This window comes from Delftia sp. CH05 (assembly GCF_009827015.1).
Classification (GTDB): domain Bacteria; phylum Pseudomonadota; class Gammaproteobacteria; order Burkholderiales; family Burkholderiaceae_C; genus Comamonas; species Comamonas tsuruhatensis.
In genome coordinates this window covers 241,934-265,158 of record NZ_WUMG01000003.1, presented here as the reverse complement: position 1 = coordinate 265,158, position 23,225 = coordinate 241,934, and the positions used below count along the sequence as shown (strand labels likewise).

Annotated in this window: 24 protein-coding genes; 15 read left to right on the top strand and 9 right to left on the bottom strand. The window is 68.5% G+C overall.

Going from position 1 to position 23,225, the window contains the following annotated elements:
- The first annotated feature begins 48 nt into the window (after window positions 1–48).
- Window positions 49–465 carry an organic hydroperoxide resistance protein gene (locus GRX31_RS04740; protein WP_016451896.1) on the top strand — a complete coding sequence of 139 codons (417 nt, stop codon included), beginning with the start codon at window positions 49–51 and terminating at the stop codon, window positions 463–465.
- Here GRX31_RS04740 and GRX31_RS04735 read toward each other — a convergent pair whose 3' ends face one another.
- On the bottom strand, window positions 466–1,218 hold the full coding sequence (locus GRX31_RS04735) for a 2'-5' RNA ligase family protein (protein ID WP_160851701.1): 753 nt from the start codon (window positions 1,216–1,218) through the stop codon (window positions 466–468).
- A gap of 30 nt (window positions 1,219–1,248) precedes the next feature.
- Here GRX31_RS04735 and GRX31_RS04730 point away from each other — a divergent pair, with 30 nt between their 5' ends.
- Window positions 1,249–2,313 (top strand): serine/threonine protein kinase, encoded by a 1,065-nt coding sequence (locus GRX31_RS04730; protein ID WP_126311265.1) that lies wholly within the window; start codon window positions 1,249–1,251, stop codon window positions 2,311–2,313.
- Between the two features lie 116 nt (window positions 2,314–2,429).
- Window positions 2,430–3,380 (top strand): diguanylate cyclase, encoded by a 951-nt coding sequence (locus tag GRX31_RS04725; RefSeq protein ID WP_016446559.1) that lies wholly within the window; start codon window positions 2,430–2,432, stop codon window positions 3,378–3,380.
- Window positions 3,381–3,453: 73 nt separating this feature from the next.
- Here the strand turns inward: GRX31_RS04725 and GRX31_RS04720 are convergent, their stop codons facing one another.
- Window positions 3,454–3,921, bottom strand: coding sequence for a hypothetical protein (locus tag GRX31_RS04720; RefSeq protein ID WP_160851699.1), 468 nt, complete (start codon window positions 3,919–3,921; stop codon window positions 3,454–3,456).
- Between the two features lie 270 nt (window positions 3,922–4,191).
- On the opposite strand from GRX31_RS04720, the gene GRX31_RS04715 reads away from it, so the two are divergent.
- Window positions 4,192–5,403 (top strand): MFS transporter, encoded by a 1,212-nt coding sequence (locus tag GRX31_RS04715; RefSeq protein ID WP_431604981.1) that lies wholly within the window; start codon window positions 4,192–4,194, stop codon window positions 5,401–5,403.
- Between the two features lie 23 nt (window positions 5,404–5,426).
- On the opposite strand, the gene soxR is transcribed toward GRX31_RS04715, so the two are convergent.
- Window positions 5,427–5,897: a redox-sensitive transcriptional activator SoxR gene (soxR, locus tag GRX31_RS04710; protein WP_160851697.1), complete on the bottom strand. Its 471-nt coding sequence runs from the start codon at window positions 5,895–5,897 to the stop codon at window positions 5,427–5,429.
- A 129-nt stretch (window positions 5,898–6,026) separates the two neighbouring features.
- On the opposite strand from soxR, the gene GRX31_RS04705 reads away from it, so the two are divergent.
- The 7 genes from GRX31_RS04705 (at window position 6,027) to ureC (ending at window position 12,100) form a co-directional block, all read left to right on the top strand.
- Window positions 6,027–6,554: a RidA family protein gene (locus GRX31_RS04705; RefSeq protein ID WP_034366849.1), complete on the top strand. Its 528-nt coding sequence runs from the start codon at window positions 6,027–6,029 to the stop codon at window positions 6,552–6,554.
- Between the two features lie 46 nt (window positions 6,555–6,600).
- Complete coding sequence (locus GRX31_RS04700; protein ID WP_160851696.1) at window positions 6,601–7,839, top strand: MFS transporter; 1,239 nt, start codon at window positions 6,601–6,603, stop codon at window positions 7,837–7,839.
- Between the two features lie 201 nt (window positions 7,840–8,040).
- Window positions 8,041–8,949, top strand: coding sequence for an urease accessory protein UreD (locus GRX31_RS04695; RefSeq protein ID WP_160851694.1), 909 nt, complete (start codon window positions 8,041–8,043; stop codon window positions 8,947–8,949).
- Between the two features lie 17 nt (window positions 8,950–8,966).
- Window positions 8,967–9,269: an urease subunit gamma gene (locus GRX31_RS04690; protein ID WP_012203116.1), complete on the top strand. Its 303-nt coding sequence runs from the start codon at window positions 8,967–8,969 to the stop codon at window positions 9,267–9,269.
- Window positions 9,270–9,427: 158 nt separating this feature from the next.
- A complete protein-coding gene (locus GRX31_RS04685) occupies window positions 9,428–10,051 on the top strand; it encodes a HupE/UreJ family protein (RefSeq protein ID WP_160851692.1) in 624 nt (207 codons plus the stop codon).
- Between the two features lie 27 nt (window positions 10,052–10,078).
- A complete protein-coding gene (locus GRX31_RS04680) occupies window positions 10,079–10,384 on the top strand; it encodes an urease subunit beta (protein WP_026062842.1) in 306 nt (101 codons plus the stop codon).
- A 12-nt stretch (window positions 10,385–10,396) separates the two neighbouring features.
- The gene (gene ureC / locus GRX31_RS04675; protein WP_012203113.1) at window positions 10,397–12,100 is read left to right on the top strand and encodes an urease subunit alpha; all 1,704 of its coding nucleotides are present in this window, start codon (window positions 10,397–10,399) and stop codon (window positions 12,098–12,100) included.
- A gap of 15 nt (window positions 12,101–12,115) precedes the next feature.
- On the opposite strand, the gene GRX31_RS04670 is transcribed toward ureC, so the two are convergent.
- Both GRX31_RS04670 and GRX31_RS04665 read right to left on the bottom strand, forming a co-directional pair.
- The gene (locus GRX31_RS04670; protein ID WP_034366858.1) at window positions 12,116–12,520 is read right to left on the bottom strand and encodes a type II toxin-antitoxin system death-on-curing family toxin; all 405 of its coding nucleotides are present in this window, start codon (window positions 12,518–12,520) and stop codon (window positions 12,116–12,118) included.
- The gene (locus tag GRX31_RS04665; RefSeq protein ID WP_016446570.1) at window positions 12,517–12,744 is read right to left on the bottom strand and encodes an AbrB/MazE/SpoVT family DNA-binding domain-containing protein; all 228 of its coding nucleotides are present in this window, start codon (window positions 12,742–12,744) and stop codon (window positions 12,517–12,519) included. Before GRX31_RS04665 ends, GRX31_RS04670 begins: the two co-directional genes overlap by 4 nt.
- Window positions 12,745–12,809: 65 nt before the next feature.
- Between GRX31_RS04665 and ureE the strand changes: the two genes are divergently transcribed.
- From ureE to ureG, 3 genes are read left to right on the top strand one after another with little or no spacing between them, the layout of a single operon-like run.
- Window positions 12,810–13,466, top strand: a complete 657-nt coding sequence (gene ureE, locus GRX31_RS04660; RefSeq protein WP_160851690.1) for an urease accessory protein UreE — start codon at window positions 12,810–12,812, stop codon at window positions 13,464–13,466.
- The gene (locus GRX31_RS04655) at window positions 13,459–14,175 is read left to right on the top strand and encodes an urease accessory protein UreF (protein WP_160851757.1); all 717 of its coding nucleotides are present in this window, start codon (window positions 13,459–13,461) and stop codon (window positions 14,173–14,175) included. The genes ureE and GRX31_RS04655 overlap by 8 nt, the downstream gene beginning before the upstream one ends.
- Window positions 14,176–14,195: 20 nt before the next feature.
- Window positions 14,196–14,837, top strand: a complete 642-nt coding sequence (ureG, locus tag GRX31_RS04650; RefSeq protein ID WP_016446573.1) for an urease accessory protein UreG — start codon at window positions 14,196–14,198, stop codon at window positions 14,835–14,837.
- A gap of 19 nt (window positions 14,838–14,856) precedes the next feature.
- Here the strand turns inward: ureG and GRX31_RS04645 are convergent, their stop codons facing one another.
- The 4 genes from GRX31_RS04645 to htpG form a co-directional block, all read right to left on the bottom strand.
- Complete coding sequence (locus GRX31_RS04645) at window positions 14,857–15,612, bottom strand: exosortase H-associated membrane protein (protein ID WP_012203109.1); 756 nt, start codon at window positions 15,610–15,612, stop codon at window positions 14,857–14,859.
- A 10-nt stretch (window positions 15,613–15,622) separates the two neighbouring features.
- Window positions 15,623–16,174: an exosortase H gene (xrtH, locus tag GRX31_RS04640; protein ID WP_017407194.1), complete on the bottom strand. Its 552-nt coding sequence runs from the start codon at window positions 16,172–16,174 to the stop codon at window positions 15,623–15,625.
- A gap of 149 nt (window positions 16,175–16,323) precedes the next feature.
- Window positions 16,324–19,932: an IPTL-CTERM sorting domain-containing protein gene (locus tag GRX31_RS04635; RefSeq protein WP_160851688.1), complete on the bottom strand. Its 3,609-nt coding sequence runs from the start codon at window positions 19,930–19,932 to the stop codon at window positions 16,324–16,326.
- A 365-nt stretch (window positions 19,933–20,297) separates the two neighbouring features.
- Window positions 20,298–22,244, bottom strand: coding sequence for a molecular chaperone HtpG (gene htpG, locus GRX31_RS04630; RefSeq protein ID WP_160851686.1), 1,947 nt, complete (start codon window positions 22,242–22,244; stop codon window positions 20,298–20,300).
- Between the two features lie 243 nt (window positions 22,245–22,487).
- Between htpG and aqpZ the strand changes: the two genes are divergently transcribed.
- The gene (gene aqpZ / locus GRX31_RS04625; protein ID WP_016446578.1) at window positions 22,488–23,192 is read left to right on the top strand and encodes an aquaporin Z; all 705 of its coding nucleotides are present in this window, start codon (window positions 22,488–22,490) and stop codon (window positions 23,190–23,192) included.
- The last annotated feature ends 33 nt before the right edge of the window (window positions 23,193–23,225 follow it).

Here is a 23,225-nt window from a genome sequence, read left to right as displayed (position 1 = left end):
TCCTCCACCCGTCCGCACCGCCGGACAACTTTGCAAAAGGAAGACACCATGGCCCAGCTCGAAAAAGTCCTGTACACCGCACGTGCCCACACCACCGGCGGCCGCGACGGCGCCTCGCGCACCGATGACGGACGCCTGGATGTGACCCTGTCCTCGCCGGGCACCAGCGGCACGGGCACCAACCCCGAGCAACTGTTCGCCGCCGGCTACTCGGCCTGCTTCATCGGCGCCATCAAGGCCGTGGCCGGCAAGCAGAAGATCAGCCTGCCCCAGGACCTGGCCATCGACGCCGAAGTGGACCTGGGCACCATCCCCAACGCCTACGGCATCGCCGCGCGCCTGAAGGTCAGCCTGCCCGGCATGGACAGGGCCGCCGCCCAGGCCCTGGTGGACGCGGCCCACCAGGTCTGCCCCTACTCCAACGCCACGCGCGGCAACATCGACGTGCAGATCACCCTGGCCTGATCAGGCCCAGTCCGGCCTCTGCAGCCAGTGCAGCCTGCGGCGCAGGAGGTCGTAGCGGGCGTGACAGGTCAACGGCCCGTGCAGCACATCGGCTGCATAGCTGACCAGCGCGATCTCGCCCACGGCGGCCTGCCAGTGCTCCTGCATTGGCAGGCCGCTCATCCATTGCAGCACCTGGTCACGGGGCCAGGCAGCGCTCCAGGCGCCCAGCGTCACATGGGGCACGTAGGGGCGCATCGCCTCGGTCAGCGCCAGCCCTGGCCCTGTCTGCGCGAGCACGCCATGCAGTCCGTGCAGCGTGCAGCCGTCCGGCCTGCCGTCGCGCACCTGAAGGTAGGGCGCCATCTCGAAACTTCCCCAGCCACCGAACTCCAGCTGCAGCGGCGCGGCCGGCAGGTGCTGCAGCGCGAGCAGGTCGCGCGACAGTTGCGCCGCGCCGTAGGCCTGCGGCAGTTGCGCACCGCCATCCAGAAAGCCCGCGGTGGCCAGGGTCACGTGCAGTTGCCGCTGGCAGTGCGGGACCAGCGCCGCGCCCAGCCAGCGGCGTGCCTGCGCACAGGCGGCTTGCACGGCGTCGCGCACAGGCGGGGTCAGCGCCTGCATCGTCACCACCCAGACCGCATAGCGGCCACGGCCGAGGTGCCAGGCGCTCCAGTCGTCGGATGGCCCGGCCGCACTGGCGATGGCATGGGATTGCAGGAAGTGGGGCAGCAGCGGCACGGCGGGCGGATCGGCGTTGTCGGGCGGACGCAAAGCTTAAGCCAGCCCGGCGACAATCGCCCCATGTCTGCCACACCATACGATCCTGATCTGAGTGCCGTCCCCGATGCCGGTTCGCACGCCTATGCCCGGCTCACGCCCGACGCCGTGCTCGACGCACTGGCCTCGGTCGGCCTGTGGGGCGATGGCCGGCTCACGGCCCTGGCCTCCTACGAAAACCGTGTCTACCAGGCCGTGCTGGAGGACGGCGAACGCGTGGTGCTGAAGTTCTACCGCCCGGGCCGCTGGAGCCGCGTTCAGATCCTGGAGGAGCACGCCTTCAGCGCCGAGCTGACGGCCGCCGAAGTGCCTGCCGTGCCCCCGCTGGTGCTGGCAGGTGCCACGCTGCACAGCTACGCGGGCTTTGATTTCTCGGTCAGCCCCTGGCGCGGTGGCCGCCCGCCCGAGCTGGACGATTTCGAGGTGCTGGAGTGGACCGGGCGCTTCCTGGCCCGCATCCACACCGTGGGCGAAGCCCGCCCGTTTGTGCACCGGCCCGCGCTGGACCTGGCCACCTTCGGCCACGACTCCATGCAATGGCTGCTGGACCGGAAAATGATTCCGCTGGAGGTGGAATCCACCTGGAAAGCCGCCTGCCAGCGCGCCCTTGAGCTGATGGCACCCGCTGCCGACGGCCTGAGCGCAGCCGGCCACTTCGGCCTGCACAGCGCGCGCACGCTGCGCCTGCACGGCGACTGCCATCCCGGCAACGTGCTGTGGACGCCGCTGGACGACGAAGGCCATGGCGGCCCGCATTTCGTGGACCTGGACGATGCGCGCACGGGCCCGGCCGTGCAGGACCTGTGGATGCTGCTGTCGGGCGACCGCAGCCAGCGCACGCGCCAGCTGGGGGCCCTGCTGGATGGCTATGAGCAGTTCCGCCCCTTCGACCGACGCGAGCTGGCCCTGATCGAGCCGCTGCGCACGCTGCGCCTCATCCACTACAGCGCCTGGCTGGCGCGGCGCCAGGACGACCCGATCTTTGCCATCAACTTCCCGTGGTTCGGCACACCCGACTACTGGCGCGGGCAGGTGGACATGCTCAACGAGCAGATCGAGGCGATGCAGGAAGAGCCTCTATACGCCTGAGGCCACCGGGCCGCCTGCCTGCCGAAGACAGAGATCTTTACAAATTGTCCACACCCCCTGCGCCCTATCCAGGGCTGCGGGTTCCGGGGTATTCTCGGCCCGAAATCCCACCGGCCATGCCCTACTCCGCCTTCCCCCCTACGCTGCCCAACCCGCTACAGCCCTTGCCTGCCGGGCAGAAGGTGCTTGTGGTGGACGACGTCCCGGACAACGCCGCCATCATCTGCCAGGTGATCAAGGATCTGTGCAGCGTGCTCATGGCCCACACGGGCGAGGACGCGCTGACCCTGGCCCGCCAGTACCTGCCCGACCTCATCCTGCTGGACATCCGCATGCCCGAGATGGACGGCTTCGAGGTCTGCCGGCGCCTGAAGGCGGACCTGGAAACCGCCCACATCCCCGTCATCTTTCTCACGGCGCTGACCGAGCCCCATTGCGAGGAACTGGGACTGAACCTGGGCGCGGTGGATTTCGTGACCAAGCCCTTTCGCCCGCCCGTGCTCAAGGCGCGCGTGCGCACGCATCTGGAGATTGCACAGCAGCGCAAGATGCTGCAGCTGCTCTCGCACAGCGACGGGCTGACGGGCACGGCCAACCGGCGCTTTTTCGGCGCCCAGCTGGAGCGCGAGTTCATGCGCCTGCAGCGGCTGGGCGAGCCGCTGTCGCTGGTGATGATCGATGTGGACCACTTCAAGGCCTACAACGACCACTACGGCCATCTGGTCGGCGATGAATGCCTGAGCCAGCTGTCCCAGGCCATACAGGGCGCGCTGCACCGGCCTGGCGACCTGCTGGCGCGCTATGGCGGCGAGGAATTCGTCTGCCTGCTGCCCCATACGGCGCTGGACGGCGCGGTGCTGGTTGCGCAGGGCATCGTCGATGCGCTCAGGGCGCTGGACCTGCCCCACGCCGCCTCGCCCCTGGGCCATGCGCTGACCGTCAGCCTGGGTGTGGCCAGCATGGCGCCTTCGCCCGACAACAGCGCCGACCAATTGCTGGCCGATGCCGACCGGCGCCTGTACCTCGCCAAGAACGCGGGCCGGGACCGTATCGTCTGGGCGGGGTGAACCGAAGTCCCCCTGAGCGGCTGCGCTAGGCTGGGCCAGGCGCACCTTCCAGGGCGACGCATACGCTTAAGCGTCAGCAACGCCCGTCGACGCGGCAGGCCGGTACGACCTGACCGCTGGCGTCGCGCCATTGCAACTGGCTGGCGGGTGTCTGGGAGGGGGCTGCAGGTGCGGGCTCCTGCGGTGTTTGGGTGGCGGAGCGCTGCGGGTCGTGCAGCACGGTGGACGAGCCCACGCCCACACCCACCCGCGCGCCGCCCACGCCCGTGGAGGCGCCCACGCCGGCGCTGCCCAGGACCTGGCCGCTCTGGTTGACGCCCACGCCAACGCCCAGCGGCCCCACGCCCGTGCCGACACCGGCGCTCAGCCCGCCGCTGCCCAGCCCGACGCCCACCGATACCGGGCCGACGGGAATGCCTATGTCCACGCCGCCGCCTACCGAGCCGCAACCGGCCAGCAGCAGCGCGCAGGCGACAAGCGCGGCCCCAGCCGCCTTGCGCGATGGCGGGCAGGTGATGAAGGCGGTGGGTGGAACTGGCATGCCGGACTCTCTGGACAAGGGAAAACACAGGGACGGCCACAGGGTACACCCGCCGCCTGGCGCACGATGCCAGCGGTATGCCCGGGTGCATGCCAGGGGCTCGGAGGCGGCGAAACACCCAGGACACGCGGGTTTCTTAGAATTCACCCATTGGCCTGCGGGTCATTCCAGATTCCATGCGCTCCCGGACAGTGCCGCGGCGCCTCGGGGCGCAAGGCCTGCGCGGCGCCTCTTTCCCTCGCTTTCGTCTTCTTCGCGTTCCCTTTTTCTATGCAAACCCGTTGGCCGCCCTATGCGTGGGTGTGTTTTTCCATGTGCGTGGGTGTCATGGGCACGGCCCTGGCCAGCCCGCTGTACCCGCTGTACCAGCAGGCCTGGGGGCTGCAGCCCAGCCACATCACGCAGATCTTCGTGGCGTACATGTTCGGCGCGCTGGCCAGCCTGCTGTTCCTGGGCCGGCTGACCGACCGCTTCGGCTTTGTCGCCGTGCTGCGCGCCGGGCTGATCCTGATGACGCTGGGCGTGCTGGCCTCCACCGTGGCCTGGAACGTGCCCAGCTTTGCGCTGGGCCGCGTGGTGATCGGCGTGGCTTCGGGGCTGATCACCACCTCGGCCTCGGTGGGCATGACCCGGCTCAACAACCGGGGCGACCTGCAGCGCGCCGCGGCCACGACCAGCCTGACCATTGCCTTCGGCTTCGGGCTGGGCCCCGTGGTGGGCGGGCTGATCGCGCAGTGGCTGCCCTGGCCGCTGGTCACGGCCTACATTCCGTCGCTGGGGCTGGGCCTGCTGGCCGTCTATGCGCTGTACCAGGTGCGCATCGCCGAGCCGGCGGAGCTGGCCTCCACCCAGGCACGCGCGCTGCACTGGCGCGATTTCATGCCCACCATCACCCTGCCCGAGCGCCGCTTTGCGCGCCACTACGCGCTGGGCGGCATGTGTGCGTTCTGCGCCTTCGGCATGTTCAGCCTGTTCGCATCGCTGGCGCCCAGCTTCATGCAGCGCATGGTGCCCTGGCATGGGCCGGCCGTTTCGGGCCTGTCCATCGGCGTGATCCTGTTCCTCTCGGCGGGCTTCCAGTACCTGGCGCGCCCGCGCCCGACCAAGGGCTCGGCCATTCTGGGCTTTGCCTGCCTGGTGGCCTGCAACCTCCTGCTGCTGGTCAACAGCTTTGCGGGCTCGGCCTTGCTGTTCGCGCTCAGCGTGATCGCCACGGCGGCGGGCCACGGCCTGTGCAACCTGGCGGGCATGTCCATCGTCAACAAGGTCTCGACACCGGCCACGCGCACGGGCCTGCTGTCCACGTACCTGGTGGTCGGCTACCTGGGGACCATCGTGCCCATCCTGGGCCTGGGCTGGCTCTCGGACCATATCGGCATCACCGAGGCCCTGGTCGCCTACTGCATCGTCATGGGCGCGCTGGCCGGCTGGCTGTGCTGGATGTGCACGCGCACGCCCACGCTGCCCATGCCCAAGCACTAGTTCCGCCAAGGGCGCATGCCCGTTCAGCGAAAGTGCGGCCCCGGCCCGTCTTCGGCCAGGCAGTCGCCGTCATTGCGCAGCGGACAGACCTTGAGGGACAGGCAGCCGCAGCCAATGCAGCCGTCGATCTGGTCGCGCAGCTGGGTCAGACCCTGGATGCGCGCATCCAGCGCGTGGCGCCAGCGCGCGGACAGCGCGGCCCAGTCGGCCTGCGTGGGCGTGCGGCCGCTGGGCAGGTCCTGCAGCGCCTCGGCAATCTCGGCCAGCGGCACGCCCATGCGCTGGGCCACCCTGATGACCGCCACGCGCCGCAGCACGGCACGCGCATAGCGGCGCTGGTTGCCGGGCGTGCGCAGGCTCTCGATCAGTCCCTGGCGCTCGTAGAAATGCAGGGCCGAGACGGAGATGCCACTGCGCCGGGCCACTTCGCCCACGGAGAGGATGGCCGGCCCGTCATGGTCGGACGCGGTGACACCGGCAGAAGACAGATTCATGGCAGCAGGAAAATAGGCGCAGGAAAAATAGGTCCAAGCAGGCCTGCATTTGACCTCAACTTTGGTTGAGGTTTCACACTGGCAAGCCTCACCGGTCCAGCCGGCGCACTTTCGGACTCCAGGCCCACCATGCAACACGACGCACTTCCAGCCGCCTCGGCACAGCCCGCCGCTTCCACGGCCCCGCAACTGCACCATCTGCAGCCCGCCGGTCTCTACGACGCCACGCCCAACGGCTACACCCATGTGGTCACCGTGCACGGGCCGGCGCAATGGGCCTTCGTCTCGGGCCAGGGGGGCGAGAACCAGGCGGGCGACCTGCCCGACAGCTTCGCGGCCCAGGCGCAGCAGGCCCTGTCCAACCTCAAGCTGGCGCTGCAGGCGGCGGGCGCGGACATGGGCCAGGTGGTCAAGCTGACCCTGCTCATCGTCGACCACTCGGAGGCCCGCTTCAACGACTGGCAGGCCGCCGTGCGCCTGCATTGGAGCGACGGTGCCCCCGGCGATGGCGCCCCCAGCAATACCCTGCCGCGCTTTCCGGCCTGCACCCTGATCCCCGTGCCCCGGCTGGCCCTGCCCGGCATGCTGATCGAGGTCGATGCCGTGGCCGCACTGCCCGCCACCGCCCAGCCGGCGCGGCCGCCGCTGTGGGTCTGAGCCATCCGCTTGCCACCCATCAGCAGATACCACAGGCATTCGTCCGATGAACAGATCCTCCCCGGCCCCCGCCCTGCCCTCGCCGCCCATGCAGGCCACCGCCGCGCCCGTGCTGCCCCAGAGCACCCTGCTGCTCATGGCCACGGCCTGCGGCCTGTGCGCGGGCGCCAATTACTTCAACCAGCCGCTGCTGCACTCCATCGCCATCGACCTGGGCATCAGCGAGGCGCGTGCCTCGCTGACGGTGACCATGGCCCAGGTCTCCTATGCGCTGGGACTGCTGCTGCTCGTGCCGCTGGGCGACATGCTGGAACGCCGCCGCCTGGTGCTGGGCCTGATGCTGCTGGCCGCGCTGGGCATGCTGGCCAGCGGCATGGCGCACAGCTTCACCCTGCTGGCGGCGGGCACGCTGATGACCGGGCTGTTCTCGGTCGCGGCCCAGGTGCTGGTGCCCATGGCGGCCAGCTTTGCGGCGCCCGGCGCCAGCGGGCGCGCCGTGGGCCTGGTCATGAGCGGGCTGCTGATCGGCATCCTGGCCTCGCGCAGCGTGGCCGGCGTGCTCTCGGACCTGGGCGGCTGGAATGCCGTGTACTGGGTCGGTGCCCTGGCCACGGCCGGCGTGGCCCTGCTGCTGCGGCGCGCGCTGCCGCTGGCGCAGCCGGCCCAGCGCATCGGCTATGGCGCGGTGATGCGCTCCCTGCTCACGCTGGCGCGCGAGCAGCCGCGCCTGCGCAGCCGGGCGCTGATCGGCGGCATGGGCTTTGCCACGGTGAGCGTGCTGTTCTCCACCATGGCGCTGCTGCTGGCCGGGCCGGGCTACGGGTTCGGCGATGCGCAGATCGGCCTCATCGGCCTGGTCGGCGTGGCCGGCGCCCTCATGGCCAACATGGCCGGCCGGCTGGCCGACCGGGGGCTGGAGCAGCGCACCACGCTGGCCGGCGGCCTGCTCATGCTGGCGGGCTGGGGGGCGCTGTGGCTGGGCGGCACCAGCCTGTGGTGGTTCCTGGCGGGGCTGCTCATCGTCGATGCTGCGCTGCAGGCCCTGCACATCAGCAACCAGAACGTGATCTACGCGCTGGCGCCTTCGGCGCGATCGCGCATCAATGCGGTCTACATGACGGGGTACTTCATCGGCGCCTCGCTGGGCTCGGCCGTGGGCTCGACGGTGTGGCTGCACTGGGGATGGACGGGTGCCAGCGTTGCAGGCCTGGCCCTGAGCCTGTGCACGCTGGCCGTGGTCGCCTGGGACAGAAGCCTGGCGCGCCAGGCCAAGGCACGGGCGTAGGGCATCGCACCAACCTGCGGCACGGCGGCGCAGGAATGCACCGCAAGCGTGCCGCATTCCGCCCCGCGCATGGCAGCGCACGCACCAATCCGATGCGCCAGCGCACCAGCAGGGCGCAGCCGCCACTGCACCGGATTGGCACGCTAAATGCATGACGGAAGGCCGTTACCACCCACACGCCCTGTACCGTCCGCCCCGCCCATGTCCGCAGCGCTACCGATCACCGCCGTGCCCACGTCCGCCTCGGGCTGGCAGGCCATGCTGGAGCTGCGCTTCGGGCACCGTGCCGGCCAGGGCAGCGTGCTTTCCCACGCACGCCACAGAGGCCCGCTGCGCGTGCAAAAACCGCTGCACCCTGAAGGCCCCGGCATCTGCCATGCCGTGCTGCTGCACCCGCCCGGCGGCGTGGCCGGCGGCGATCAGTTGCAGATCGATGTGACCGTGGAGCCCGGCGCCCACGCCCTGCTGACCACACCGGGCGCCACGCGCTGGTACAAGTCCCAGGGCCGCCCGGCCGCGCAGCGCGTGCGGCTGCGCGTGGAAGAAGGCGCCATCCTGGAATGGCTGCCGCAGGAAAACATGCTGTTTGCCGGTGCCGACGCCACCATGGCGCTGGACCTGGAGCTTGCGCCGGGCGCGCGCGCCATCGGCTGGGACGCCACGGTGCTGGGCCGCTATGGCGCAGGCGAGCACTGGAACCATGCCGACGCACCGCCTGCGCGGCTGCAGCTTCACAACCGGCTGAGCCATGCGGGCCTGCCACTGTGGCTGGAACAGGGCGAGCTGCACTGCGGCCATGCCCTGCTGTCCAGCCCGGTTGCCTGGGCAGGCTTGCCCATACAGGCCAGCCTCTGGGCCGTGGCCCCGGAACCCCTGGCGGCCATGGAGCCATTGAGCGAGCAACTGGCCGCCAGCCTGCCCTGGAGCGACGAAGTGCGCGCCGGCGCCAGCCTGCTGGCCGGCCAGGGCGGCGCGCCCTCGGTGCTGCTGCTGCGCGTGCTTGCCCGCCGCATGGAGGCGGCACGGGCCGTGCTGCATGAAGGCTGGCGCCTGCTGCGCCCCGCACTGCTGGACATGCCTGCCCGCCCTCCCCGCCTCTGGGCCACCTGATCAACGGAGACTCATCCATGGAACTCACCCCGCGTGAAAAAGACAAGCTGCTGCTGTTCACCGCAGCCCTGGTGGCCGAGCGGCGCAAGGCGCGCGGCCTGAAGCTCAACTACCCCGAGGCCGTGGCGCTGATCAGCGCCGCCGTGCTGGAGTGGGCGCGCGACGGCAGGACCGTGGCCGAGCTCATGCACCTGGGCACCACGGTGCTGACGCGCGCCGATGTGATGGAGGGCATTCCAGAAATGATCCCGGACATCCAGGTCGAAGCCACTTTCCCGGACGGCACCAAGCTGGTCACCGTTCATCACCCAATAGTTTGACCCCCTGAGCGGCTACGCCGCTTCCCCCAAGGGGGACGGCGCCATCGCTGCGGGGCGGCGCGGCCAGCTTAGGCCCTTGCTGGGCACCCCCAACCAGTCCGCTGCATCCGCTTGTGCCGTGGGCAGATCCAGTCTCGATAGCGATCAAGGAGATCTCCATGTTCAGATTCCGCAACACTTTCAACTACCTGCTCGCCCCGGCCCTGCTGGCCGCCGCAACGGCTACCAGCGCCCATACGGGGGCCGGCGCCCACCTGCATGTCGGCGACGGCGCCATGCAGGCCCTGATGGTCGGGCTGTCCCATCCCATTGCGGGCCTGGACCATCTGCTGGCCATGCTGGCGCTGGGCCTGTGGTGCGGGCTGATGCTCCAGCGCCAGTGGCTGCCGCCCGTGGCCTTTGCCGCCTGCATGGCGCTGGGTCTGGCGCTGACGCAGACCCCGCTGGAGCTGCCGGCCGTGGAGCCCATGGTGGCCGCCTCGCTGCTGGCCTTCGGCCTGCTGCTGGTGGCCCAGCGCCGCCTGCCCGTGGCCCTGGCCATGGTGCTGGCCGGCGCCTTCGCGCTGTTCCACGGATACGCGCATGGCGAGGTCTTCCCCCACGCGCTGCCCGCAGCCGTGTTCTGGGCCTACATGGCGGGCATGGTCGCCACCACGCTGGTGCTGCATGCCCTGGGCGTGGCCTTTGGCCGGGCCATGCGCGGCGGCACGGCATCGGCCTGGGCCGCACGCCTGGCCGGCGTGGCCGCCATGGGCTATGGCGCAGCAGCCCTGGCAGGCTGAGCGCGGGAGCCGCACATGACCGAGCGCATCACCCCCGGCGAACTGCTGGCCGAGCCCGGCGAGATCCTGCTGAACGCAGGCCGGCCCGTGCAGACCCTCACGGTCACCAACACCGGCGACCGGCCCGTGCAGGTGGGCTCGCACTTTCATTTCTTCGAGGTCAACGAGGCCCTGCACTTCGACCGCGCCGCCGCACGCGGCTGGCGGCTGAACATCGCGGCCGGCACGGCCGTGCGCTTCGAGCCGGGCCAGGAACGCACGGTGGAACTGGTGGAAATCTCCGGCGACCGCATCATCTATGGCTTCAACGCCAAGGTGATGGGACCTCTCTGAAAGGGAACATTCATGGCAAGCATCACGCGTCAGGCCTATGCCGAGATGTTCGGCCCCACCGTGGGCGACCGCCTGCGGCTGGCCGACACGGCCCTGGTCATCGAGATCGAGAAGGACCACACGATCTACGGCGAAGAGGTCAAGTTCGGCGGCGGCAAGGTCATCCGCGACGGCATGGGCCAAAGCCAGCGCATGGCCGCCGACTGCGCCGACACCGTCATCACCAATGCCGTGATCATCGACCACTGGGGCATCGTCAAGGCCGACATCGCCATCAAGAACGGGCTGATCGCCGGCATAGGCAAGGCGGGCAACCCGGACATGCAGCCGGGCGTGACCATCGTCATCGGCCCCGGCACGGAAATCATTGCGGGCGAGGGCATGATCGTCACGGCCGGCGGCATCGACACGCACATCCACTTCATCTGCCCGCAGCAGATCGACGAGGCGCTGACCAGCGGCGTGACCACCATGATCGGCGGCGGCACGGGCCCGGCCACGGGCACCTTCGCCACCACGGTCACGCCCGGCCCCTGGCACATGGAGCGCATGCTGCAGGCCGTGGACGGCTACCCCATGAACATCGGCCTGCTGGGCAAGGGCAACGCCAGCCAGGCCGCGCCGCTGCGCGAGCAGATCGCGGCAGGCGCCATCGGCCTGAAGCTGCACGAGGACTGGGGATCGACGCCCGCCGCCATCGACTGCTGCCTGGGCGTGGCCGACGAGACCGACACCCAGGTCGCCATCCACACCGACACGCTCAACGAGGGCGGCTTCGTCGAGGCCACGGTGGCCGCCTTCAAGGGCCGCACCATCCACACCTACCACACCGAAGGCGCGGGCGGCGGCCACGCGCCCGACATCATCAAGGTCTGCGGCGAGGCCAACGTGCTGCCCTCGTCCACCAACCCCACGCGGCCCTACACGGTGAACACGCTGGACGAGCACCTGGACATGCTCATGGTCTGCCACCACCTGGACGCCTCGATTGCCGAGGACATCGCCTTCGCCGAAAGCCGCATCCGCCGCGAGACCATCGCCGCCGAGGACGTGCTGCACGACCTGGGCGCCTTCTCCATGATCTCCAGCGACAGCCAGGCCATGGGCCGCGTGGGCGAGGTCGTGCTGCGCACCTGGCAGACCGCGCACAAGATGAAGGTCCAGCGCGGCAGCCTGCCGGGCGACAACGCGCGCCACGACAACTTCCGCGTCAAGCGCTACGTGGCCAAGTACACCATCAACCCCGCACGCACGCATGGCATCGCCCATGTCGTGGGCTCGGTCGAGGTCGGCAAGCTGGCCGACCTGGTGCTGTGGCGGCCTGCGTTCTTCGGCGTCAAGCCCAGCCTCATCCTCAAGGGCGGCAGCATCGCCAGCGCCGCCATGGGCGACCCCAACGCCAGCATCCCCACGCCCCAGCCCGTGCACTACCGCCCCATGTTCGCGGGCCAGGGCAGCGGCGTGGCGGCGGCCAGCCTCACCTTCGTCTCGCAGGCCGCCCAGCAGGCCGGCGTGGCCGACCGCTACGGCCTGCGCAAGCGCACCGTGGCCGTGGAAAACTGCCGCAGCGTCAGCAAGCGCGACATGGTGCACAACGACTGGCAGCCCGACATCAGCGTCGATCCCGAGACCTACCAGGTCGTGGCCGACGGCCAGCTGCTGACCTGCGAGCCCGCCACCGAGCTGCCGATGGCGCAGCGGTATTTTCTTTTTTAAGGGGGAGCAATGGGGTCAGCGGGGCAAGGGCGCACTGTGCTCACGTATCCAGAGGGCGAACCCGGCCTCGTCCAGTTCGCCTGCGGCCAAGGCCACCATGGTCAGCACACAGGACTCGTCACCCGCCGTCAATTCCCAGCCATTGAGATGGAGAAACAGCTCGGTCGCCACAAAGGCTGTGCGTTTATTGCCATCCGCAAAGGGATGGTTGCGCGCGATGCCAAAGCCATAGCTGGCTGCCAGCTCGGCCGCATCAGGCGCCCCATAAGCGGCCAGATGGCGTGGCCTGGCCAGGGCGGATGCCAGCAACCCGGCATCACGCACGCCCGCCGGGCCACCATGCTCGGTCAGTTGCTCTTCGTGAACAGCCAGCATGACGGCCTCGCTGAGCCAGACCCAAACCTGCATGTTCCCGGTCATTTCGCCAGCTCACGCAAAACACCACGCCGCTTTTTCATGATCAGGCGCGCTGCATCCATCTGCTGCCCGAAGTCCTCGTCATACGGAGAAAGCTTGATGCCACCGTCGGCAACCTCGGTCAGATACACCGTGTCGCCTTTGCCCAGGTTCAGCTTCGCCAGAATCTCCTTGGGCAGGATCAAGCCCACGGAATTGCCGACCTGGGTGAGTTTGAGAGTGGTCATGATGGAATCTCCAGGGAAGTCATTGACTTCGCAATGTTATAACGAACGTTAATACGAAACAATTCATGCTCACCGTCAACAAACACATGCCCCAGGGCGGCGGCCTTGCCGCCGTGCTGGTCAGGCGCGCCGCCACGCTGGAACTGGACTGGGACATGCGCCAGAAGAGCCGCTTTGCGGCCATTGACTCCACGGGGCGCGAGCTGGCCGTGGTGCTGGCGCGCGGCAGCGTGCTGCGCGGCGGCGATGTGCTGGTGGCAGAGGATGGCAGCCTGGTCGCCGTGCGCGCGGCGCCCCAAGCGGTGTTGCGCGTGACGGCGGCCACGCCACTGGGCCTGCTGCGTGCGGCCTACCACTTGGGCAACCGGCATATCCCGGTGGAGGTCACGCCCACGCACCTGCACCTGGAAAACGACCCCGTGCTGCACGACATGCTGCTGCGCCTGGGTGCGCAGGTGGCCCTGGTGGATGCGCCCTTCGAGCCCGAGGCCGGCGCCTATGGCGGCGGCCACCGCCACGGCCATGACACCAGCTTTGCCGAGGACCAGGCACTGGCGCAGAGCGTGTATGCGCTGCATGACCATGGGCACGCACACGGCCATTCACACGACCATTCACACGATCATTCCCACGGGCATGAACATGGCCACGACCACAGCCATGACCATGATCACAAAGGCTGCTGCGGACACGGGCACGGCCACGACCATCCGCATGGCTGACCTGTCGATGCAGGGGCTGTGCGCCCTGCTGCACCTGGCATCGCCCCAGCTGCCCGTGGGCGGCTTCAGCTATTCGCAGGGGCTGGAGGCCGCCATCGAGCACGGCCTGGTCACGGACGCCGGCACGGCGCGCACCTGGATTGCCGATGCGCTGGCCCACGGCTTTGCACGCTGCGAGGCGCCGCTGTGGCTGCTGCTGCGCCGGGCCTGGAGCGCAGGCGACGAGGGGGCGGTGCGCGAGTGGAACCAGTGGTTCATTGCCAGCCGCGACAGCCGCGAGGCCCGTGCCGAGACGCTGCAGATGGGCTGGTCGCTGCACAGCCTGCTGCGCTCCGTGCCCTGGGGCGGCGAGGCCTTTGCGCCCCGCATCGCACAACTGGGCGCCCTTGTGGACACCCCTGGCCTGGCCTATCCCACGGCCTTTGCCTGTGCCTGCGCCGCCGTGGATGCCGACGAGGACCATGCCCTGCTGGCCTATGGCTTTGCCTGGCTGGAGAACCAGGTGGCCGCCGCCATCAAGGCCGTGCCGCTGGGCCAGGTAGCGGGCCAGAGCCTGCTGCTGGCCCTGCATCCGCTGCTGGAGCAGGCCGTGGGCGAGGCACGCCGCCGCGCCAGCGAGGCGCCGCCCCGGCTGGACACCATGCTGCCCCAATGGAGCGTGCTGCAGGCGCGGCACGAACACCAGTACTCCCGGCTCTTCCGGTCCTGATCACTTACCCCAAGTCCACCATGAACACCCGCACCAAGAAACTCCCCCCGCTGCGCGTCGGCATCGGCGGCCCGGTCGGCTCCGGCAAGACCACGCTGCTGGAGATGCTGTGCAAGGCCATGCGCGCCCACTACGACCTGGTGGTCATCACCAACGACATCTACACCAAGGAAGACCAGCGCCTGCTGACGGTGGCCGAGGCCCTGCCGCCCGAGCGCATCATGGGCGTGGAGACCGGCGGCTGCCCGCACACGGCCATCCGCGAGGACGCCTCCATCAACCTCGAGGCCGTGGACCGCATGCTGCGCCAGTTCCCCGAGGCGGACATCGTCTTCATCGAAAGCGGGGGCGACAACCTGGCCGCCACCTTCAGCCCCGAGCTGTCGGACCTGACCATCTACGTGATCGACGTGGCCGGCGGCGAGAAAATTCCGCGCAAGGGCGGCCCCGGCATCACCAAGAGCGATCTGCTGGTGGTCAACAAGACCGACCTGGCGCCCTACGTGGGCGCCAATCTGTCCATCATGGAAGCCGACACGCAGCGCATGCGCGCCCACAAGCCCTATGTGATGGGCAGCGTGAAAAGCGGCAAGGGCCTGCGCGAGGTGATCGACTTCATCACCGAGCGCGGCCTGCTGCCGCCCATGCCCGCTCAGGCCTGAAGACGGCCGCGCACGGCCTTCAGCGCTGCGGCGTGCCGCTGGTGGCCTTGGCCTTGGGCAGGGTGGCCGCGCTGCTGGAAGACACCAGCGGGTGGCCGGTGGAGGTGGCGGCGCCATCGGTCTGGCGCCAGGCCGAGGGCTTGGGCGCCACCATGGGCTGGGGCGCGGCGGCAGGCGCCCGGCTGCGGTTCCAGGCCGGCAGCAGCACGCGGCGCACAAAGCCCATGTCCAGCGCCAGCCACAGCAGTACCGGGCACAGCGTGGGCACCATCAGCCCGCCCATCTGGTAGGCGTAGACGATGGCCTCCAGCTGCCATGTCTGTATGCCCAGCACGTTGAGGTCGAGCCGCGCCGCAAGGCACAGCTGCATCAGCACCTGCGAGACCACGCTGAAGGTCTGCAAGGGCAGCAGCGCCACATAGCCCACCAGGATGCGCCACCACCGGCCCGGCCCCCAGGCCGCCAGCAGCATGGCCACCAGCACGGGCAGGCCGTAGCCGTAGCGGGCGGGATCGACCTCGACGATGGCCTCGGCGCGGCGCCAGCCGGTCTGCTCGTTGGAGACCTGGACCGAGGAATTGACGACCAGGTTGCGGGGCGTCTCCAGGTCCACGCGCTGCACCCAGCCGTTGGCGGCGTTCTCCAGCACCCACTTGCTCATGCCGGACACCGGCACGGCCAGCCAGCCAGCCGCCAGCGTCCAGGCCAGGGTCAGCACCACGATGCCGCCCATGGCCAGGGCCGCGAAGCGCGAGATGGGATTGCGTCCGATCATGGCCTGCTCCTCAGGCGGCCACGGCGGCAGAGGCAGCCGTGGCAGGCGGCAGCGGCGGCTGGCCGCCGTCATCGTGCGACGGCGCCTTGCGGCCGCTCCAGCGCACCCACAGCAGCCAGAACACCAGCACGTCCAGCATGATCAGCGCTTGCCAGAGGTACTCATGCGCGAAGTTGAAGGCCGTGGTGCTCCACTGGCCCAGGTAGAACAGGCTGATGACGCGCAGCACGTTGATGGCCTGCACGGCCACGAAGCCGGCCAGCAGGCCCACCAGCTTCTGGCGCCATGACGAGGGGAAGGCCATCACGGCGGCAAACAGCACGATGTAGGCCTCCAGGCCGTTGCAGCCGGCCTCGATGGAGACGCCGAAGCCCGTGGCCGTGTTCCACAGCACCTTGCCCGTGGCCGAGGCCGTGCTGTCGAACCAGGTCACCAGCGAGGCGCAGATGTGCGCCAGGAAGGCCGTCCAGGGCAGCACGATGTGCTGCTGCACCCAACTGAGCAGGTTCAGCCCGAACATCGTCAGCTGGATGGCCAGAAAGATCAGAAAGAAACGCAGCATGGCAGGTCTTGGAGTGTTGGTTGCCGGGCTTGCGACCTGGCGGTTGCGAAACAGTGTCCCTCTATAGGCTCGCATTATCTTCGGACCGCTCAAAGACGACAAAGGCCGGTGCGTGAATCACGCCACCGGCCCTTGTCGTCACGAGCGCATCACCGACGCTCGCGCCTGCGCATGGTCCCCAGCGCCATCAGCGCCAGCAGGGACGACATCAGCATCAGGCCCCACTGCGACAGCGTGGGAATGCTGGCTGTGCCGCCCGGCCCCGGCTTGAGCGGCGTGGTGGTCGTGCTCTTGTCGTTGTCGGGATTGCCGTCACCGGGCACCGAGACCGTTGCCGAGTTGACCAGCGGGCGGGCGCCCTTGTAGGGCTTGTCCAGCTTGGTCTCCAGCGTGAAGACGGCCGTGCCGCCCTGGGCCAGCTGCGGCACGCTGCAGGTCACGGTGCGCGTGCCGCTGGCATAGCTGCAGCCTGCCGAGGCCGAGACGAACTCCAGCCCGGCGGGCAGCACGTCGGTCACCGAGCCGCCCGCGGGCGACTGCGGATCGCGGCCGTAGTTGGTGACGGTCAGCGTGTAGCTGGCCGTGTCGCCATCGTCCAGCGGGCCGGCGGGGCCCTGCTTGCCGATCCCCAGGTCCACGGCATTGCCCTGGCGGCTGGTGGAGGTCCGGTCGGTGGTGGTGTTGTTGACGATCACATCGCCGCCATTGCTCAGCCATTCCGTCTCGAAGGGCTTGACCGAGGCCTCGTGGTAGATGGTGCCGCCCGAAGCCTTGTCGGGCAGGGTCTGTGCACGCATCTTGAACTTGATGGTCATGCTCTGGCCCGGCGCCAGCGAGGGGATGGTGCACTGCAGAGGCCCGCTGGTCGCGTTCAGCGCCGGCTGCACGCCGCACCAGGATGCGGAGGCGCCGGGAATGCCGGCCAGCGCCAGGCCGTTCTGGTAGCTGAAGGTGGCCGTGGAGCCCGATGCGGGGAACTTGTCGGTCACGACCACCTGGGTGGCGTAGGAGGGGCCGGAGTTGGTCACCGTGATGGTGTATTCGGTGTCCTCACCCAGCACCAGGCCGTCCGCCGTGTGGCGCATGCTGATGTTCACATCCAGCTCGGCACGCTTGAGCCGGGCCTTGGCCTCGGCCTGGTTGTTGGCCTTGGTCAGTTCCTCGGTGGTGGTGTCGACGGCGACCGTGTTGAGGATCTCCGTGTCAGCCGCCAGATCGCCGCGCGAGCGCATCTTGTAGGTCACGGTGTACTGCGCGCCTGTGGGCAGCGGATTGGCCCAGGCGCACTCCAGCGTTCCGCCCTGCACGCCATCGGTGGCAGCCGGAGTGCAGGTGCCGCCGCCGGAGACCGTGGGCGTGCCGATGAAGATGGCGTCTGCAGGCAGCACGTCCTTGAGCGTGACATTGGCGGCCGACGAGGGGCCGTAGTTGGGCACCGTGACCGTATAGGTCAGCGGCTCGCCCGCAGCCGCCACCTTGGGCGAGACCTGCTTTTGCGCTGCGATTTCCGCGATGGCCTGCACGGTGATGCTGGCCGTCGAGGAATCGTTGCCGGGATCGGCGTCATGGATGTCCAGAGACTGGGCCGAGGCCGCGTTGGCATAGGTGCCGGTGGTGGCGCGCTTGGGGCGGATCTTGACCTCGATCACCACCTCGGCCTCCGGGGCCATGGAGGTGATGTCGCAGGTCAGATCGCGCGTCTCGCTGTTGACGCCGCCCGAAGGAGTGCCGCAGCTGGCGTTGGCGCCGGAGACGATGCGGCTGGAGACAAAGCCGCCGCCCGGGTAGGTGTACGGCACGGGATTGCCGGCCTCGTCCACCGGGTTGCCGCCCACGATGCGCACGCCGTCGGTCTGCTTGACCAGGGACTGCAGCGCGTCGCGCACGCGGACATTCGTCACCGTCGTGCTGGCCGAGTGGTTCTTCACCACCAGCTGGTAGGTGACCTCCTCACCGCTCTTGATGGCAGCCGGCGGCACGGGGCTGACCACGCTCTTGACGATGCCCACATCCACCTTGTCGGCAGACACGGTGACGGTCGCGGAGGTGGTGGCCGATGCATTGTCCCGGCCGATCACGCCAGCGGAGGCGTTGTTGGTGAAGTCCAGATGGCCCGAAGCCAGCGTGACCTTGGCCCTGACCTTGATCTGGCGGCTGGCGCCCACGGCCAGGCCCGCGGTCGAGGTGCAGCTCGGGGTGGTGCAGGTCCATTCCCCCGCGCCGGTGCCCGCACCGGACATGCTGACGATGGCCATGCGGCCGTCTGCGGGGTTGTCGGTCACGGTGATCTGCTGATTCGGCAGCACGGGCATGGGGCCGGTGTTGGTCACCGTGATCGTGTACTCGAACTCCTGGCCTGCCAGCACCGGGCGGCCAGGGCCGGCCTTGGCCAGCCTCAGCCGCGCATCGTTGCTGAAGTCCACGGCCGCGCTGGCCGTGTTGTTGGTCGTATTGGGCTCGTTGAGGCCGGGTGCCACACCGATCACGCCCTGGTTGACCAGCTGCGTGCCGGGTGTCCCGCCCGCAGCCACGCTGGCCTTGAAGCGGATGGCCTGCATGTTGGCGTAGCCGGCCACCGGGTACTCGCCCGCATGGGTGCAGGTGATGGTGCCGCTGTTGTGGCCGCAGTTCCAGGGCGCCGTACTGCCGTCGAAGCCCGTGAAGGTCACGCCGGCCGGCAGGGTGTCGGTGACGGTGAGATCGCGCGGCACGAGGGAGCCGCCTTCGCGGCGCGGCTGCAGCGTGTAGGTGACCTCGGTTGCCTGCAGCGCATCCAGCACTGTAGGCGCCACCTGCTTGCGCAGCGAGACATCCACGAACTCGCTGCCGCTGGAGACCACGGCGGCGCTGGCGGTGTTGTTGCCGGACTGGCCGTCGGGCATCTCCGTGCTGGCGTCCTTGTAGCCCTTGACGCTGGCAGCGCCGGCAATGGTGCCGCTCATGTTGGCGATGGCCGGCACGGTGATGGCTGGCAGCACGGCGCCTGGCAGCACCGGGCCGCCGCGCGTGCAGCTAAGTTCGCCCGAGATCAGCGGATAGCCCGAGGCCGGCGTGCAGCTCCAGCCGCTGCCTGAGGGCACGCCCGTGACCACGGCGCCGTTGGGCACGGGGAAACGCACCACGGTACGGCCACCGGCGGGGACCTCGGACGGGCCCTTGTTCTGCACGTCGATGACGTACTGGAAGGCGCCGCCGTTGGCGACGCTGGCGGGAGCCGCCATCGCAATGGCCAGATCGGCGGCCTCGGTGGTGGTGAAGTTGCGGTCCAGCTGCGTGTTGTTCTGGTCGTTGTCGTAGTCGGGCGAGGCCATGCGCGCGCTGGCCACGGCGCGCCAGTTGGTGCCGACGGTCGGCAGGATGACCTCGAAGCCCACGGACTTGAAGCCATCGGCGGGCGCCAGGTTGCCGATGTTGCAGACCAGCGTGTTGTTGCCTGCGGTGAGCACCGTGCCGGCAGCCGGTGCCGTGCAGGTGATGCCGCCCGGGCTGCTGCTGTAGCCCTGGAACACGGCGCCCACGGGCAGCACCTCGGTCAGGGTGACGCCTACGGCGTCGGGACCGATGTTGTTGTGCCTGACCTTGGCCACATAGGTGAAGGTGCCACCGGCAGGCCCTGCCGATGCGTCCTGTCCGTCATAGAGACCATCCTGGTTGACCAGGATGTCGGTATCGGCCGGCGCCGCCACGGCAGCCGCTGTTGCCAGCAAGCCGCCGGACAGCAGCGCACGCGCCAGCCAGCCCTTTCTCGTGAAAGCCATACAAACCTCTCTTTTGCTTCGTTGACAGCGCCGAATGCCGCAGGCACGGACGCACGGGGTGCCCGGCTGGAACAGCTCTGTCAAAAAGCCGACAACCGGACGCACCAAAGGGAGGCATGATGGTTCTTTATTACCAAAAGTAAATATGATCTGTAATATTTAACAAAAGTGAGTATTTAGAAGAATTTGTGAGTTTTCCGTGAGTCCACCGACGACTACCGGTTTTCCTCACGGATTGCAGACGTGAAAAAGCCGGTGGCAGCTTGGCTGGCACCGGCTTGGAAGGCTTGTCTGCCGTGCGCTGGCACGACAGTGAGCAGGCACTGAGGCCTATGGAATGCGCCTGGGCGATCCTTGTGAGGAACTCACGCGAGAAGAGCGTTCACGCGCTTGACGTAGGCGGCCGGGTCCTCGGGCATGCCGCCTTCGGCCAGCACGGCCTGGTCGAACAGGATGTTGGCCAGGTCATGGAAATGCACCGATCCGTCCAGCTTCTTGACCAGCGGATGCTCGGGGTTGACCTCCAGCACGGGGCGGGCGTCCGGCGCCTGCTGGCCGGCCTGCTTGAGCAGGCGCGCCAGCTGCAGGCTCATGCCGCCGTCCTGAACCACCAGGCAGGCCGGCGAGTCGACCAGGCGCGTGGACACGCGCACGTCCTCGGCCTTGTCCTTGAGCGCCTCCTTGAGCTTGGCCAGCAGGGGCTTGAAGGCTTCGGCCGCTTCCTCGGCGGCCTTCTTTTCCTCTTCGTCCTGCAGCTTGCCCAGGTCCACGGCGCCCTTGGCCACGGACTGCAGCGGCGTGCCTTCGAAGTCGGTCAGGTAGCCCATGGCCCACTCGTCCACGCGGTCGGCCATCAGCAGCACTTCGATGCCCTTCTTGCGGAAGACTTCGAGCTGCGGGCTGTTGCGCGCTGCCGTCAGGGAGTCGGCCGTGATGTAGTAGATCGCGTCCTGGCCTTCCTTCATGCGGGCCTTGTAGTCGGCCAGCGAGACCATGGCGTCTTCCTGGCTGGTGGAGGCAAAGCGCAGCAGCTTGGCGATGCGTTCCTTGTTGGCGAAGTCCTCGCCCAGGCCTTCCTTGAGCACGGCGCCGAACTCGGCGTAGAACTGGCTGTACTTGCCTTCCTTGGCCTTGTCCTCTTCACTGACCACGTCGGTGACGCCGTCCGAGCCTTCGCCGGCCTCGTGGCGATCGTGCTTGGCCAGGTCTTCCAGCATGGACAGCACGCGCTTGGTGGAGCCGTCGCGGATCAGGCGCACGTCGCGGCTTTCCTGCAGCAGCTCGCGGCTGACGTTCAGCGGCAGGTCGGCCGAGTCGATCACGCCCTTGACGAAGCGCAGGTAGCCGGGCATCAGCGCCTCGGCGTCATCCATGATGAAGACGCGCTTGACGTATAGCTTGACGCCGGCCTTCTTGTCGCGGTTGTAGAGATCGAACGGTGCCTTGGCCGGAATGAACAGCAGCTGCGTGTACTCGGTGTTGCCCTCCACGCGGTTGTGGCTCCAGGTCAGCGGGTTCTCGAAGTCGTGGCTGATGGCCTTGTAGAAGTCCTGGTACTGCTCGGCCGTGATGTCCTTCTTGGGACGCGTCCACAGCGCGCTGGCCTTGTTGATGGTCTCCCACTCGCCGGTCTTGACCATGGCGCCGGGCTGGTCGTTCTCGCCGTCCTTCCATTCCTCCTTTTCCATGAGGATGGGCAGGCTGATGTGGTCGGAGTACTTGCCGATGACCTGCTTGATCTTCCAGGCATTGAGGAACTCCTCGGCCTCGGGGCGCAGGTGCAGCGTGATGCTGGTGCCGCGCTGGGGGCGCTCGATCTGCTCGACCTCGAACTCGCCCGTGCCGCCGCTGGTCCAGCGCACGCCTTCGGCGGCCGGCAGGCCCGCGCGGCGTGTTTCCACGGTGATCTTGTCGGCCACGATGTAGCCCGAGTAAAAGCCCACGCCGAACTGGCCGATGAGCTGCGAGTCCGACTTCTGGTCGCCCGACAGCTTTTCCATGAAGGCCTTGGTGCCGCTCTTGGCGATGGTGCCCAGGTTGTCGATGGCTTCCTGCTCGCTCATGCCGATGCCGGTGTCGGCAATGGTCAGCGTCTTGGCGGCGGCGTCGAAGGACACGCGCACTTCCAGGTTGGGCTGGTCTTCATACAGCGCGGCATTGTTCAGCGCCTCGAAGCGCAGCTTGTCGCAGGCGTCCGATGCGTTGGAGACCAGCTCGCGCAGGAAGATCTCGGGGTTGGAATACAGCGAATGCGTGACCAGGTGCAGCAGCTGTGCAACTTCGGCCTGAAAAGAATGGGTTTGCTTGCTCATGCAGACAGTGTCCTATGTCCTATGGGTTCACAACAGGGAAAAAATCAGCCCTCATCTCGGGTCGGCGGATGCAATTTCAAGAGCCCGCCGCCCCTGTGGCGACGCAGGCTGTGGACGATTGTTCACTTTCTTGCCCTCTCGGCAGGCCAGGCGCAGCGCTATAACTGCGCCACTTTCCGCCATTCGGCGGGCAGTGCGCGCAGGGCCCGGGCGCAGCGGCGGGCCTGTTTCAGGAGATTTCCCATGCACAGCTCTGTTCAAAAATGGTCCGCAGAATTCCTCGGAACCCTGTGGCTGACCCTGGGCGGCTGCGGTGCGGCCGTGCTGGCCGCCGCCTTCCCGCAGGTGGGCATCGGCCTGGTCGGCGTCTCGCTGGCCTTCGGCCTGACGGTGGTCACCGGCGCCTATGCCTTCGGTCCCATCTCGGGCGGGCACTTCAACCCTGCCGTCTCCGTGGGCCTGGCCATGGGCGGGCGCTTTGCCTGGAGCGAGCTGCCGGGCTACGTCGTGTCCCAGGTGCTGGGCGCCATCACGGGCGCAGGCATTCTCTACGTGATCGCCACGGGCAAGGCCGGTGCCGACATCGGCGGCTTTGCCACCAACGGCTTCGGCACGCATTCGCCGGGCGGCTACGGCATGACGGCTGCCCTGGTCACCGAGGTGGTGATGACGGCCTTCTTCATCCTGGTCATCCTGGGCGCCACGGCCAAGCGCGCGGCAGCCGGCTTTGGCGGGCTGGCCATCGGCCTGTGCCTGACGCTGATCCACCTGATCTCGATTCCCGTGACCAACACCTCGGTCAATCCCGCGCGCAGCACGGGCCCGGCCCTGTTCGGTCCCGAGATCGCCGTCTCGCAACTGTGGCTGTTCTGGGTGGCCCCCATCGTGGGCGCGCTGATCGGCGCCGTGATCTACAAGGCCCTGCTGTCCAATCCGGCCGACGAGTAAGGCCAGGCACGGGCGCAGCAGGCGCCCCGCAGC